This window comes from Streptomyces sp. NBC_00503 (assembly GCF_036346895.1).
Classification (GTDB): Bacteria; Actinomycetota; Actinomycetes; order Streptomycetales; family Streptomycetaceae; genus Streptomyces.
The window spans coordinates 3,296,067-3,309,210 of the sequence record NZ_CP107855.1; the positions used below are offsets into that span (position 1 = coordinate 3,296,067).

The following is a 13,144-nucleotide window of genomic DNA, read 5'->3' on the forward strand; positions in this document are numbered from 1 at the left end:
TTCCCCGGGGTCACCAGTGCACCGCCCGCCGCAGCTCGCGGACCTGGTGGCGGGCCTGCTTGATGCGCAGCCGCGGGCCGCCGTCGGCCTGGCTGATGTGGGTACGGGGCATCGCGTGCGGCCCGGCCAGCCGTCCGGGGGCGATCGCGCAGGCGTACCCGTACCCGGCGTCCCGGGTCGCGGCGACGACGCGGGCGTCGAGGTGCCCGTACGGGTAGCAGAACCCGGCGGGCATGGTCCCGGTGAGCTCCCGGATCAGCTCGCGGCTGCCCCGCAGCTCCTGCTGGAGCACGTCGTCGGCGGCCGCGGTGAGGTCCTGGTGGAGCAGCCCGTGCGAGCCGATCTCCTGTCCGGCGGCGGCGACTTCGCGGATGCCCTCGGCGGTGAGCAGGGATTTGCGGGGGCCGAGCGGGTCCCACACGTTGTCGACGCCGAGCCGCCCGGGCAGGACGAACAGGGTGGCGGTGCAGTCGTAGCGGCGCAGCAGCGGCAGCGCGCGGGTCAGGAAGTCGGTGTAGCCGTCGTCGAAGGTCAGGCCGACCAGCCCGGCACCGCGTCCGGCCGCGCGGGCCCGGAGCAGCTCGCCGACGGACACCCCGCGCAGGCCGCGGGAGCGCAGCCACAGCAGCTGGGCCTCCAGCGCGTGCGGGGTGACGGTGATGCCGTACGGGTCCTCGGCGGGATCGGTGAACTCGGCGACGGAGTGGTACATCAGGACCCACGGGGACGCGGCCCGGCGCGGGGGGACCACTGCGGCGGGGGGCGCCGTTTCGGTGTCAGCGGACATTGCGGAACCTCTGGGTGAGCTGGGAGGTGAGCTGAGCGGTGAGCTGGGCGATCTGGCCGGGCAGGGCGGTGACTTCCAGCGCCCGTATGGCCATGCCCGTGGCTCCGAACATGGCGGGGACGAGCAGGCAGCCGAGGGCGGCGCTGACCAGCGGGTCGGGGATCATCGGCCCGGCGATCCAGCCGGTGACGCAGGCCGCGAAGGCCGCGACGGAGAGCCGTCCGATGGAGACGGCGACCCGGCGGACCTGGATGGCGATGATCCGCGTACCGAGTCCGGTGAGCAGGAGCACGGCGGTGGTGGAGATCCCGGCCGCGTTGGCGGCGGCGATCCCGTAGGTGCCCCACCAGCCGACGGCGAAGGCTCCGGCGACGATGTTGACGAGGAGCCCGGCGCCCATCGCGAGCGCCGGGAACCAGGTGGGCCGGGCGGTCGAGAAGAAGGGCCGGGACAGCGCCCCGACGAGGCAGTGGCCGAGCAGCCCCAGGCCGTAGACCCGCATGACGGAGGCGGTGGCGAGGGTGTCCTGATGGGTGAAGGCTCCGCGTTCGAAGAGCACTTGGATGATCTGGGGCGCGTACCCGATGACGAGCGCGGTCCCCATGAGCACGGCGAGCGAGGCCAGCGCCAGGTCCCGTTCGACCCGCCGCCGGGCCTTCTCCCGCTCCCCGCCGGCCATGGCCTGGGCGACGACGGGGAAGGTGACGGTGCAGATCATCAGGGAGAGCACCATCGGCATCTGCGCGACCTTCTGCGCGTAGTTCAGGTGCGAGATGGCGCCGGGCGGCAGCGAGGCGGCGAGGAACCGCTCGACCAGGACCTGCGACTGCCGGAAGACGGCGAAGAAGATGACCGGGGCGATGACCCCGAAGGCGATCAGCGTCGGCCGGTCCCGGTCCCGCTGGCTGCGCGGCGCACCCTTGGCGCGGGGCGGGCCGAAGCCCACGTTGCGGATGAAGGCGGGCAGTTGGACCAGCGCCATCAGCACCCCGCCGACGGCCACTCCCGCGGCGGCGGCGCGCACCCCCCACAGGGCGTGCAGGGCCACCATGGTCCCGATGATCCCGACGTTGTACGAGACGTAGATCGCGGCGGGCGGTACGAAGGACCGGTGGGCCCGCAGTGCGGCGCTGAAGTATCCGGCGACGCCGAAGGACAGCACGGTCAGGGCGGTCATCCGGGTGCATTCGACGGCCAGTCCGGGATCGGGCAGCCCCGGTGCGAGGATCCCCACGACCAGGGGCGCGGCGACGACGAGCACGGAGGCCACGGCGGCCAGCAGCACGGCCAGCCGGGGCAGGGTCGCCCCGACGAGCAGCCGTACGGGGTCCTGCGCGCGGGCCTCCCTGCGGGTGAGCCCGGCCCGGCTGGCGGCCCGGCGGGCCAGGGCGTGGCTGAACGCGGGCACCATCAGCAGCGCCATGGCGTCTTCGATGAGCAGAGTCGAGGCCATCTCGGGGACGGTCCAGGAGATCAGAAAGGCGTCGCTGTCGTGCCCGGCCCCGAAGAGGTGCGCGATGGTCTGGTCCCGCACCAGCCCGAACACCGCCCCGGCGGCGGTCAGCCCGGCGGTGACGGCGGCCGCCTTCGCCAGTCCGCTGCCCGCGCCTGCGAGCGCCGAACGGGTCGGCGCGGCGCCGGAGTCGGCATCGGCGGGGCCGGCCGGCGGCTGGGCCGGGGCGGGGACCGGCGGGTGCGGCGGACGGCCCGCAGTCGCGGCGACCTCGGTCGCCGCGACTGCGGGCCGCCGCCAGGGCGTGGTATCCGTCACCGGCCGGCCGCACCCTCGGGGGCGAGGCGCCCCGGCTCGCCGCCGGAGGGCAGGGCCCACCAGGCGGCCAGGCCGATGATCACTCCGGTCAGGACGGTCGACGGGCCGCCGATGTCCGCGTAGAGGAAGTCGGTCAGCTGCCACACCAGGAGGCCGGTGGCGACCAGCCCGCAGTCCCGCAGGGCCGGTCCGCCGGCCACGCACCTGCGCAGGCCCGCCACCAGCAGCACCGCCCAGCCGCCGGCCAGCGCGACCAGCCCGATCAGCCCCTGCTCGCTCAGCACCAGCAGGTACATGTTGTGCGGGGACAGCAGCGGCTGGCGGATGAAGGCCTGGCCCGCGCCCGCGGTGTCGCTGCCCGAGGAGAGCGCCAGCCCGGAGTGCGCGTCCCGGTTGGCCGGGAAGCCCTTCAGGCCGACGCCCACCGCCGGCCGTTCGCGCCACATCGATTCGGCGGCGGCCCACATCGTGTACCGGTCGGTCACCGACTGGTCGGGGGCGTCGGAGACCTGGGTGATCGAGGTCAGCCGCTCCGCGACCATCTCGGAGCCGACGCCGAGCCCGCCCACCAGCACCACGCCCACCGCGGCCAGCGCGAGGAGCACCTTCAGGGCCCGCCGGATCCCGGCGAGCCCCATCACCAGGACGGCCGCGGCGAAGGTCGCGATCCACGCGCCCCGGCTGAACGAGAGCACCAGCGGCAGCGCCAGTGCCAGTGCGGCCGCGCCGGAGAGCCTGCGCAGCCGCGCCGGCAGTCCCGGCGCGAGCGCCGCGGCCGTGGCGGCGACCAGCCCGTAGGCGACGACCGTGGCCATGCCCATCACGTCGCCGGGGCCGAAGGTGCCCACGGCGCGGATGTCCTCGCCCTGGTACGAGGCCCCGGTGTGGGTGGCGAACTGGACCACGCCCACCGCGCCCTGCATCAGCCCCAGCACCACGAAGCACCCGGCGGCCAGCCGGAACTCCGAGGCGTCGCGCACCAGCAGCACGATGGCCGCCGGGACCAGCACGAACACCTGGAGGTAGCGCACGAAGCCGGGCAGGGCCGCGTACGGGTCCCCCGCGGTCACGGTGGAGACGGCGAGCCCGACGGCGGGCAGGCCCAGGACCAGCACCCCGAGCGGGGACAGGGGCCGCACGCGCCCCCGTAGCACCTGGACCGCGCAGACGAACACGAGCAACAGGGAGGCGGCGTCGGCCGGGCCGACCTTCCCGGAGGCGGTCGCGTCACCCGCCGGCACCGGAACGAGCAGGGCCAGTACGGTCCCTGCCAGCGGCAGCAGCGGCCAGTGGCGGCGCAGCAGGGTCCCGAAGTCCGGGCGTTCCCACGAGTGGTGCACGGCAAGGCTCATGCTCAGCTGCCCCCCAGCCGGAAGCGGAAGAAGGAGGCCGCGGTGCGGGCCAGGATCCACAGGTCCTGCCACAGCGACCAGGTGTCGATGTAGTGGTTGTCGAAGCGGGCCCGGTCCTCGATGGAGGTGTCCCCGCGCAGGCCGTTGATCTGGGCGAGGCCGGTGATGCCGACCGGCATCCGGTGACGGGCCTCGTACCCGGGGTGGACGCTGCTGAACTTGGCCACGAAGAAGGGCCGTTCGGGGCGCGGACCGACCAGGCTCATGTCACCCCGGACCACGTTCCACAGCTGCGGCAGCTCGTCCAGCGAGGACTTGCGCAGGAAGGAGCCGACCGGGCTCATCCGGCAGTCGCCGGCCACCGTCCAGCGGGTGGCGGACTCGTGCGCGTCGGCGCGCAGGGTACGGAACTTCAGCAGGGTGAAGGGCCGCCCGTACAGGCCGACCCGCTCCTGCCGGAAGATCACCCCCGGCCCGTCGGAGACCCGTACGGCCAGGGCGCAGGCGCCCATCACAGGGGCCGCGGCCAGCAGTGCGAACGCGGCGAGCGAGGAGTCGATGACCCGCTTCGCGCAGCGCTCCACCGGCCGGGAGGGGCGCGGCAGCAGCGGCTGGACGGCGTACCCCCACAGCTGGTCTGCGGGGGACGCGACGCGCATGCCGGTGACCTTGGCGGTACCGGCCGGGTCGGCGAGCCAGAGCCGGCAGCCGTGGTCGTGGAAGAGCCGCACCAGGGAGGCGGTGCGCTCGTCGGCCTCGGGAGGGCGGGTGAAGACCGCGTGGCGCACGGAGTTCTGGATGACGGCCCGGCGGATGTCCTCGTGGGTGGCGAGTACGGGGACCCCCGCGCCCCCGTCCTCGGCGGCGCCGGTGTCGGCGAGCCCCACGGGGCGCAGCCCGTACTCGGGGCGGCCGTGCAGGGCCGCGGCGACCGCGCCGGCTCCGGCGACGGGTCCGACGACGAGCGCGGAGGCGGGCCGGCGGACGCGGGTGCGGCGGCGGAGCTGGTTGACGAACCCGCGTCCCGCGCAGGCCAGTACGGCCTGTTGGCAGATCGCCGCGAGCAGCGCCACCCAGTTCAGGGCCGCGTGCGGGGCGAAGGCGGCCAGGGCGGCGGCGGCCCCGCACCACAGGACGGCCGCCCGCCCGGCCAGCGCGGGCAGGTCGAGGAGTGCGGAGGGGGCGAACCGCGGCCGGTACAGGCCGGCCTGCGCGTGCAGCGCGGCCAGCAGCAGGGGCAGCAGGGCGGTGGCCGGCCCGGCAGCCCCGCCCGGCAGCTCCAGCCGGGGGATGGAGGCGGCGGTCGCCAGGACGGCCAGTGCGTCGGCGGTCAGCAGCGGCAGGATCCCGTCGCGGCGCCGGACCCGCCGCGGCCGCACGGCCGGCCGGGCCCGGTCGGCCCTGGGTCCGCGCGGCGGGTGGATGGCGGTGACGGTACGGCGGACGGCGGTGGTGCCGGAGCCGTCGGCGCCGGAGCCCGCGCCGACCGTGGCGGTACCGGCCGTGTTTCCGGCCGTGGTGGTGCCGGCCATCGTGGCACCGGCCATGGAGGCAGTCGTAGTGCCGGCCATCGTCGTACTGCCCGCGGAGGCGATGCTCGCGGCGGTGCCGGCCGTACTGGTACCGGCACTGCTTCCCACGGGCCCCGTGCCGCCCTGCCCGGTGTGCCGGGCGGGTGCGCTGTCCATCGTCATCGGCTGATGCGCTCCTGGTTCAAGGGCCGGGGCCTGCCCAGCAGTTCGTGGTACAGACCGGTGACCGCGTCCGTGGTCCGCCGCACGTCGAATTCCATCCGCGCGTGCCGCTGGGCCTGCTCCCCGAGTTCGGCGAGCAGCCGCGGCTCGGCCAGCAGCCCTACGAGGGCCTTGGCCAGCGCCGTCGGGTCCTCCGGCTCCACCAGGCACAGCCGCCCCTGGCCGGGCGGGAGGCTCTCCCGGGCACCGCTGACGTCGGAGACCAGGACCGGGCGGCCACAGGCCATGGCTTCGAGCGGGGCGAGCGCCATGCCTTCCCACCGCGACGGCAGTACAACGAGATCGGCGGCCCGAAGCCACGGTCGGATGTCGCGGGCGGCTCCCGCGAAGTGGACTCCGGGCGGGGCGGCGCGGCGCAGCCGTTCCATGTCGGGGCCGTCCCCGACCAGTGCGAGACGGGCTCCGGGAACGGCTCCGAGCAGCTCGGGCCAGGCCCGCAGCAGGATGTCCTGGCCCTTCTGCAGGCAGATCCGGCCGACGCACACGGCGAGCGGCCCGTCGCCCTGGAAGGCTGCGGGCAACGGCAGTTCGGTACGCGCCGCGGCCTTGTCGCGCACCGGGTCCGGGCCGCCGGGCCGGAAGTGGTCGAGGTCGACGCCGTTGCGGATCACCGACCAGCGGGCGGTGATCCCCTCGGACTCCCCCGTCCGGCGTTCGGCCTCGCTGACGCAGAGCACCCGGTCGGCCCAGCGGGCTGCGAACCGCTCCCAGCGCAGGGCGAGCGCGGCGGTGGCCCCGCCGACGGCGTCGAAGGACCAGGCGTGCGGCTGGAACACGGTCGGGACGGCGCCGCGCACGGCGAGCCGTCCGGCGAGCCCGGCCTTGGCGCTGTGGGCGTGCAGGATGTCGGGCCGGATTTGGGCGATCACGCGGCGGGCGCCGAGCACTTCGGCGGCGAGCCCCGGCCCGGGGGCCCGTCCGGCACGCCAGGTGAGCACCTCCGCCCCGGCGGCGCGGGCGGCTTCGGCGAGCTGTCCGCCGCGCGGGCAGCCCACGACGGTCCGCAGCCCGGCGGCGGACTGGGCGCGGACGAGGTCGACGACGACGCGCGCGACCCCGCCGTCCACGGGCTGGACGAGGTGCAGCACGGTCGCCGCCCGGCCGGGCGGCGACGAGGCGGAGGAAGGTGAACCCGAGGGTGAAGCTGAGGGAGAAGAAGGCTGTTTCGGCACGTGGAGCGGTCTCCTGCGTTCAGCGGCGCGCGTCTGTCTGAACGAAGAGCACACCGAGGAAATGACCCTGACTTTCGCCCGTGAACCCGAAGGTTAGGCTGCGGGCGCCACCGGACAGGGCGGGGCTCAGATCGAACACGTCCGCGTCATATCCGAGATTATTCATATGTTCGGGCTGTCGCACGAACGAGGGATGTCCGAAATCCGTGATCGTGGAATTCATAACATCATTAAAAGGATTTTCACCATCACTGAGGCTGATCCGGCGGCCGCTGTCGGCAGTCACCGTGAGTGAGTCCCCCAGGGCCCCGCGGTCCCCGTCGTACCCGACCACCCCGACCCGCCCCGAAGCACCGGGCGCGGCATCGAGACCGGCGACCTCCACCGTCTCGCCCGCCGCCTCGCCGGCCCCCGCGGCCAGCTGCTCGAAGCCGTCCCAGAGCGAGACCCTCCGCAGCGGCTCCCGCGGGTGCTCGTAGGCCACCACCAGGGTCCAGCCGCCCCAGGCACCCGTCTGCGAGTGCCCCATGGCGATGTTCAGCTGGGCCACCGTCCACATCCCGGCGCCGCCCTTGCGGACCTGCGGGGTCACGTCGGCGGAGGCCTGGTAGGCGTCGCTGCCCTCGTCGCTGCGGTGCCCGATGACCGTGTCGGCCAGCACTTCCCGGTACGCGCCGCCCGGCTCGGCGACGAGCACCCGGCCGTTGTCCTCCGGCGGCTTCTGCTCGCCGACGCGCAGGTTCCCGCCCCAGTAGAGACGGGCGTACGAGACCTTCGCGCCCTGCGGGATCCTGAGCTCGGCCCGGGTCGAGTTGTAGGTGTCCGGGTCCTTGTCGACCTCGTCGTAGAACATCTCGAAGTCGCCGTTGGTCCCCGCGGCGCCCTTGTTGACCTCCGCGCAGGGTTCGGCCTGCGGACTCTCCTCCTTGCGGCAGCCGATGGACGAGTTGGAGGCCCGGACCAGGCCGCCGTGCTGCACGGCCTGATAACGCTGAGTGAAGGGAAGCCTCGGCGATTCCTTGACCAGCGGAGCCCGTACCCCCGACGGGGCCGCGGCTCCTGCCACGGGCACGTTCACCGAAAGTGTGAGGCAGGACAGCAGACCGAGCGTGCCGAGGATTCTGCGGGAGGAACCCATGACCCTGTCTCCAATTTCGATCAAGGGGACAAAACAGGAGTGAACTTTGTCAGAACTCCGGCGGGAAATCACGCCGGACTCGCTCATACGGCCTTTTGGGCGATAGCACGCACCCTCGGGACAGGGAGGTCGTTATGGCTTGCAAGACTGTTCGAACCCGAAAGGAAAAACGGAGATGAAGAAGAGGCTGGTGCGCGGCACCACCATGGCGGTCGCAAGCGCCGCGATGCTGATGGGCGGCGCGGGCCTCGCCTCCGCGCACGGTGGTGACGGCGCGACGGCGAACGGCTTCACGGGCGAGTCCCCCGGCGTCCTGAGCGGCAACCTGCTCCAGGTCCCCATCGACGTCCCGGTGAACGTCTGCGGCAACACCGTGAACGTGATCGCCCTGCTGAACCCCGCCTTCGGCAACACCTGCGTCAACCACTGACGTCAACCGTGCCGCCCGAAACTTCGGCATCCGAGTGAACAGACGCAACCCGAACCGTGGTTGGACCGTTGATCCGGGTGCTTGAGTACCGGGCAATCCTGCAAAAAAGGGACCATCATGATCAAGAAGTTTGCGGCCGGCGCAGCGGTTGCCGCCTCGTTCGTCGGACTGGGTGCCGCCATGGCTGCCCCGGCCATGGCCGTCGGCAACGACAACGGCATCAACACCGTGAACGGCAACGGCGCCTCGCAGATCTACGGCAACCAGGCCACGTACGGCAACATGAGCCCGCAGATGGCGCTCATCCAGGGCTCGCTCAACAAGCCCTGTGTCGCCCTGCCGGCCAAGGCCAACGTCCAGTCCGTCCTGGCTCTGGTCAACGTCGGCGTCCAGGACATCCCCGTCCTGTCCAGCCCGCAGAACCAGCAGTGCACCGAGAACTCCACCCAGGCCAAGGGCGACGAGGCCCTCTCGCACATCCTGGACAACATCCCGGTCCTGTCCGGCAACGCCTCCGCGGGCAGCTGACAGCACCCCGCGCACCGCGCCAGCGAGGCCGTCGCACCTTCGGGTCGCGGCGGCCTCGCCGCATGCCGGGACCCGAATGGAGATCCGTCGAAATCCGGTCGGAATTCAGGACGCACGAGCATCTGAGTGAATTGGCGCAGCACCCGCAAAAACACCCGGTTTCTTTTCCCTGACCCACTCGTTGTTATTTCTGCAGTGGATACGCCTCTGCGGGAAGGAAACGAAAACAAATGACGTACAAGAAGGCAGTGGTCCTGGCCGCCGGCATTCTGATGGCCGCCGGTGCTGCCGCCCCCGCCATGGCCGACTCCGCGGCCGAGGGCAAGGCCGTGGGTTCCCCCGGTGTCCTCTCGGGCAACCTGCTCCAGGTCCCGGTGCACGTCCCGGTCAACGTCTGCGGCAACACCGTCAACGTGATCGCGCTGCTGAACCCCGCGTTCGGCAACACCTGCGTCAACGCCTGACGAAGCGCTTTTGCCCGCAAGGGCAGACCTCCTCGGGGTGGCCTCGGAGTGCACGGCGGTGCACTCCGAGGCCACCTTCGATTCAGCACCGGCTGCTGAGCCGGTAGACAGGGAAGGACCCATGCGACAGGTACTGAGCCGACAGGTACTGGGCAAGGGGGTGCTCACCGCGGCCGCTGCGTCGAGCCTGCTGTCGATCGCGACCGGCGCTGCGTACGCGCACCCCGGAGCCATGGCCGAGGCCTCGCATTCACCGGGTGTGCTGGCCGGCAACAGCGTCTCGGTACCGATCACCTTCACACCCAACGTGTGCGGCAACACCGTGGACGCCGGAGCGGGCCTCAACCCCGCGATGGGCAACAACTGCGCCACCACCACCGGCTCCGACGCCGGCTCCGACACTGCGGCCGACTACGGGCGCTACCTCAGCCCGGAGCAGGCCGAGGAATTCCAGCACTACCTCGACGAGCGCGACGAACGCGACGGGCGCGAGTCGCACGGGAGCGGGCCCGGGGAACACCGCGAAGAGGGCGGCTACGGAGACCGCGGCCCCGAGGAGCAGCACGCACAGGGCGGCTACGGGGACCGTGGCCCCGAGGAGCGGGCCCCGCAGCACCAGGGCGGCGGCTACGGAGAGTCGGGCCCGCAGGGCGGCGAGGAGGAGTGCGACGACCACCCCGCCCCGGAGCACCCGGCGCCCAAGCCGCAGCATCCCCCGCAGCAGCACGCCGAGCACGCTCCGGCCCCCGCTCCGGCTCCGCACCACGCGCCCCCGGCGCCGAAGCCGAAGCCCGAGGCGAAGCCCGAGGCGGAGCACCCGGCGCCCAGGCCGCTGCCCGCGCCGCAGCCGGCGCCCGCCCCCGTGGAGGAGGCGCCTGCGCCGCAACCTGCGCCGCAGCCGGCTCCGGCGCCCGTCCCGGCACCGGTTCAGGAGGCCCCCCAGCCGCTCCCGGCTCCCGCCCCGGCTCCGGCTCCGGTCCCCGCGCCCGCCCCCGTAGCGGAGGCGCCGCACACGCTCCCCGCCCCGGCCCCCGTCGCGGAGGAGGCGCCCGCGCCGATGCCTCCGCACGGCAGCCAGGTCACGGAGCGCCCGGCGCCTGCTCCTCAGGAGGTCCAGCCGCAGGAGGTCCAGCCGGCCGACCAGCCCCCGGCGGCCCCGGCGGGTGACCTCCCCGTCCACCTCCTCCCGGCTCCGGCACCCGTCGCACCGGCGCCCGCCCCGGCTCCCGCGCCCGTGACCGCCCCTGCCGCGGTGCAGGCTCCGCCGGCGCAGGCCACCGTCAGGGAGACGGCGCAGCTGGCCGCGACCGGCGCCGGGCAGTCCGGCGCCGCGGCGGCTCTCGCCTCGGCCCTGATCCTCGGCGGCGCCATTCTCTACCGGAGGTCCCGTATCGCCTGACGGCAATACCGGTAATCGGAATAAATATCGGCCGGAAAGTCCCTTGTCGGACTCTCCGGCCGTTGCCGTGTTCGGTTCCCGCGTTTCCGTAGCGGCGGGGAATCGTTAGCCAGGACGAAAGTGGCGCGACGGTCGCCACTGGCCGCCCCCGGATAAAGGACTTGATAATGAAGCTCTCGAAGGTCGCCGCTGTAGTCGTCGGCTCCGTCGCCGCCCTCGGCGCCGCCGCCCCCGCATTCGCCTCGGAGGCCGTCCCCATGAGCGCGACGAGCGGGCTGACCGAGGTGCTGGGCGCGGTGAACCCGGTCTCGGAGTCGCTCCCGAACACCCTGGCCAACGGGATGGCGGAGCAGGGCGAGAGCGTCCAGAAGGTCGTGACCACCGTCCAGGGGGTCAACCAGGTCAAGAACAACGCGCCGGGCGAGGTCATGCACCTCGCGAACGGGGCCACCCAGGCGTCCCCGCTGCTGGGCGGCGTGAAGCTCAACGGCGGCGCCAACGGCCACTGACGGGTCCGTACCGTCTCCCCGCGGGAACGGCGCAACCGTCGGAAACGAGGGCCGCCGGACACGCGGAAACGACTGTGGGCGCCACCGGCGAGGCCGGGGCGCCCACAGTCGCTTGATGCGTCTGACGTCAGTCGTTGACGCAGGTGTTGCCGAACGCCGGGTTCAGCGCACCGATCACGTTGACGGAGTTGCCGCAGACGTTGACCGGGACGTGGACCGGGACCTGAGCCAGGTTGCCCGAGAGGACACCGGGGGAACCCACGGCCGCGCCCTCGGCCGACGAGTCGGCCATAGCGGAGCCGGCGGCACCGGCCGCAGCGAGACCAGCGGTGGCCAGGACCAGGGCGGCCTTCTTGGCAGTGTTCATGGGAAGTGCACCTTCTCTTCGATGTTCTGCCCCGATTCCGGGGCTCACATCGAGCGAAACGGTCCACCTGGCCAGACGACACGGTTCCGCACGCGATCAGACCTGTTCAGCCCAATAGTCGTAACCACGTGCGGGTCCGTATTCGATTCCCAGCCCCCCTACCAGCGGAAATCGGGGAGCTTGGGCACCATGCCCATCGGCATCTTGGCCTGGGCCCCCGGCACGGCCGGAACCGCCGCCGGAACCTTGGGCACCGCAGGCACCGCAGGCACCGCAGGCACCGCCGGCACCGCCGGTACGTCGGGCACCGCAGGTACCGCCGGCACCGCTCCGACCGGATCGGAGACGGGGAGGGCCGGAATGGCGGGGATGTCGGGGATCTTGGGGATGTCCGGAAGCCCTGGGATCGCGGGGAGCTCCGGCAGCTTGATGTCCGGGATCCCCGGCAGGGCCGGGAGCGTGGGCAGCTTGATCTCGGGGATCTTGACCCCCGGGAGCAGACTGCCCAGGCTCTTGGTCAGGTCCGCCAGGAGCTTGCTCACCGTTGCGAGGAGGTCGTCGATGGGGCCGGCGGCCGCCACCTGCTCGTTGATCAGCTCCTGGGTGACCGCCACTCGTTCCCTGGCGGCACCGGCACCTTCGGCGGCGCCCGCGGGGGCGGCCGCGCCGGAGAGTATGACGACCGCGAGGGCCGACGGGACGAGGACGCGGATGCGGGAGGCCTTGGTGCGGTGCATGGGTGTTCCTTTGATGGTCGTACGAAAGCGGACCCGAGCGATCCGCCTCCTTACCCACCGTGCGAACACCCTCTACGCACCGCAACAGGAGCGCGTGGGCCCGTAGGCCGTTCCGGGCTGCGTACGGGCTTCGCGCACCTGTCCGGGGGCGGCCCCGCCCGGCCCGGGGAAAAGCCGACGGCCCGCAGGCCGTTTGAGTGAAGCAGCGGAACCAACCCTCTGTGCGGGCAGTTGATCAGGGCGCTCCACTAGCGGGCACTCGTGCGAGAAAAGGATCAAGATGCTTAAGAAGATCATGACTGCTGCCGCGGTCACCGCCGCCGCCGTCGGCGCGGGCGCTGCTGTCGCGGCCCCGGCCATGGCCATCGGCAACGACAACGGGATCAACACCGTCAACGGAAACGGTGCCCAGCAGATCTACGGCAACCAGAAGACCCACGGCGACATGAGCCCGCAGCTCGGCGTCGTTCAGGGCACCCTGAACAAGCCCTGCATCGGCCTGCCGGCCAAGATCAACGCCCAGTCGCTGGTCGCCCTGATCGCCAACGTCGGTGTCCAGGACATCAACGTCCTGTCGAACCCGCAGAACCAGCAGTGCACCGAGAACTCCACCCAGGCCAAGGGCGACGAGCCGCTCTCGCACATCCTGGACAACATCCCGGTCCTGTCCGGCAACCTCTCCTCGGGCAGCTGATCTCCGCTCCCGTTTGCGGTCCGGGCACCTGGCGCCCGTGGA

The 13,144-nt window shown here is 72.6% G+C and carries 15 protein-coding genes; 7 read left to right on the plus strand and 8 right to left on the minus strand.

Annotation, left to right across the window (positions count from 1 at the left end; genetic code table 11):
* Positions 1–10 precede the first annotated feature (10 nt).
* Genes OG490_RS15240 through OG490_RS15255 form a run of 4 tightly spaced genes read right to left on the minus strand, consistent with a single transcriptional unit; the run spans position 11 to position 5,457 of the window.
* Complete coding sequence (locus OG490_RS15240; RefSeq protein WP_330296827.1) at positions 11–787, minus strand: polysaccharide deacetylase family protein; 777 nt, start codon at positions 785–787, stop codon at positions 11–13.
* Positions 777–2,558, minus strand: a complete 1,782-nt coding sequence (murJ, locus tag OG490_RS15245; RefSeq protein ID WP_330296828.1) for a murein biosynthesis integral membrane protein MurJ — start codon at positions 2,556–2,558, stop codon at positions 777–779. Before murJ ends, OG490_RS15240 begins: the two co-directional genes overlap by 11 nt.
* The gene (locus tag OG490_RS15250) at positions 2,555–3,910 is read right to left on the minus strand and encodes an O-antigen ligase family protein (protein ID WP_330296829.1); all 1,356 of its coding nucleotides are present in this window, start codon (positions 3,908–3,910) and stop codon (positions 2,555–2,557) included. The genes murJ and OG490_RS15250 overlap by 4 nt, the downstream gene beginning before the upstream one ends.
* A gap of 2 nt (positions 3,911–3,912) precedes the next feature.
* Entirely contained in the window at positions 3,913–5,457 is a 1,545-nt protein-coding gene (locus OG490_RS15255) for an exopolysaccharide biosynthesis polyprenyl glycosylphosphotransferase (protein ID WP_330296830.1), read from the minus strand.
* On the opposite strand from OG490_RS15255, the gene OG490_RS15260 reads away from it, so the two are divergent.
* Complete coding sequence (locus tag OG490_RS15260) at positions 5,456–5,611, plus strand: hypothetical protein (RefSeq protein ID WP_330296831.1); 156 nt, start codon at positions 5,456–5,458, stop codon at positions 5,609–5,611. The genes OG490_RS15255 and OG490_RS15260 overlap by 2 nt on opposite strands.
* Here the strand turns inward: OG490_RS15260 and OG490_RS15265 are convergent.
* Positions 5,601–6,752, minus strand: a complete 1,152-nt coding sequence (locus OG490_RS15265) for a glycosyltransferase (protein WP_330296832.1) — start codon at positions 6,750–6,752, stop codon at positions 5,601–5,603. The two genes, OG490_RS15260 and OG490_RS15265, sit on opposite strands and share 11 nt — an antisense overlap.
* A gap of 103 nt (positions 6,753–6,855) precedes the next feature.
* Positions 6,856–8,046: a DUF3344 domain-containing protein gene (locus tag OG490_RS15270; protein WP_330300940.1), complete on the minus strand. Its 1,191-nt coding sequence runs from the start codon at positions 8,044–8,046 to the stop codon at positions 6,856–6,858.
* A gap of 103 nt (positions 8,047–8,149) precedes the next feature.
* On the opposite strand from OG490_RS15270, the gene OG490_RS15275 reads away from it, so the two are divergent.
* The 5 genes from OG490_RS15275 to OG490_RS15295 all read left to right on the plus strand — a co-directional run bounded on the left by OG490_RS15275 (position 8,150) and on the right by OG490_RS15295 (position 11,304).
* Positions 8,150–8,404, plus strand: a complete 255-nt coding sequence (locus tag OG490_RS15275; protein WP_330296833.1) for a chaplin — start codon at positions 8,150–8,152, stop codon at positions 8,402–8,404.
* 117 nt (positions 8,405–8,521) lie between these two features.
* Entirely contained in the window at positions 8,522–8,932 is a 411-nt protein-coding gene (locus OG490_RS15280; RefSeq protein ID WP_330296834.1) for a rodlin, read from the plus strand.
* Positions 8,933–9,162: 230 nt separating this feature from the next.
* Positions 9,163–9,396, plus strand: coding sequence for a chaplin (locus tag OG490_RS15285; protein ID WP_330296835.1), 234 nt, complete (start codon positions 9,163–9,165; stop codon positions 9,394–9,396).
* Positions 9,397–9,517: 121 nt separating this feature from the next.
* Complete coding sequence (locus OG490_RS15290; RefSeq protein WP_330296836.1) at positions 9,518–10,795, plus strand: chaplin; 1,278 nt, start codon at positions 9,518–9,520, stop codon at positions 10,793–10,795.
* A gap of 167 nt (positions 10,796–10,962) precedes the next feature.
* On the plus strand, positions 10,963–11,304 hold the full coding sequence (locus tag OG490_RS15295) for a hypothetical protein (RefSeq protein WP_330296837.1): 342 nt from the start codon (positions 10,963–10,965) through the stop codon (positions 11,302–11,304).
* 127 nt (positions 11,305–11,431) lie between these two features.
* On the opposite strand, the gene OG490_RS15300 is transcribed toward OG490_RS15295, so the two are convergent.
* Together OG490_RS15300 and OG490_RS15305 are read right to left on the minus strand one after the other, a co-directional pair.
* Complete coding sequence (locus OG490_RS15300; RefSeq protein WP_328299156.1) at positions 11,432–11,671, minus strand: chaplin; 240 nt, start codon at positions 11,669–11,671, stop codon at positions 11,432–11,434.
* Between the two features lie 158 nt (positions 11,672–11,829).
* Complete coding sequence (locus OG490_RS15305) at positions 11,830–12,408, minus strand: hypothetical protein (protein WP_330296838.1); 579 nt, start codon at positions 12,406–12,408, stop codon at positions 11,830–11,832.
* A gap of 280 nt (positions 12,409–12,688) precedes the next feature.
* Here OG490_RS15305 and OG490_RS15310 point away from each other — a divergent pair, with 280 nt between their 5' ends.
* Positions 12,689–13,102, plus strand: coding sequence for a rodlin (locus OG490_RS15310; protein ID WP_330296839.1), 414 nt, complete (start codon positions 12,689–12,691; stop codon positions 13,100–13,102).
* Positions 13,103–13,144: the final 42 nt, after the last annotated feature.

Coding starts and splice junctions, on each gene's coding strand:
- OG490_RS15240 (WP_330296827.1), bottom strand. CDS start 787: ATGTCCGCTGACACCGAAACGGCGCCCCCCGCCGCAGTGGTCCCCCCG.
- OG490_RS15250 (WP_330296829.1), bottom strand. CDS start 3,910: ATGAGCCTTGCCGTGCACCACTCGTGGGAACGCCCGGACTTCGGGACC.
- OG490_RS15260 (WP_330296831.1), top strand. CDS start 5,456: ATGGAGGCAGTCGTAGTGCCGGCCATCGTCGTACTGCCCGCGGAGGCG.
- OG490_RS15255 (WP_330296830.1), bottom strand. CDS start 5,457: ATGGCCGGTGCCACGATGGCCGGCACCACCACGGCCGGAAACACGGCC.
- OG490_RS15275 (WP_330296833.1), top strand. CDS start 8,150: ATGAAGAAGAGGCTGGTGCGCGGCACCACCATGGCGGTCGCAAGCGCC.
- OG490_RS15280 (WP_330296834.1), top strand. CDS start 8,522: ATGATCAAGAAGTTTGCGGCCGGCGCAGCGGTTGCCGCCTCGTTCGTC.
- OG490_RS15285 (WP_330296835.1), top strand. CDS start 9,163: ATGACGTACAAGAAGGCAGTGGTCCTGGCCGCCGGCATTCTGATGGCC.
- OG490_RS15290 (WP_330296836.1), top strand. CDS start 9,518: ATGCGACAGGTACTGAGCCGACAGGTACTGGGCAAGGGGGTGCTCACC.
- OG490_RS15295 (WP_330296837.1), top strand. CDS start 10,963: ATGAAGCTCTCGAAGGTCGCCGCTGTAGTCGTCGGCTCCGTCGCCGCC.
- OG490_RS15300 (WP_328299156.1), bottom strand. CDS start 11,671: ATGAACACTGCCAAGAAGGCCGCCCTGGTCCTGGCCACCGCTGGTCTC.
- OG490_RS15305 (WP_330296838.1), bottom strand. CDS start 12,408: ATGCACCGCACCAAGGCCTCCCGCATCCGCGTCCTCGTCCCGTCGGCC.
- OG490_RS15310 (WP_330296839.1), top strand. CDS start 12,689: ATGCTTAAGAAGATCATGACTGCTGCCGCGGTCACCGCCGCCGCCGTC.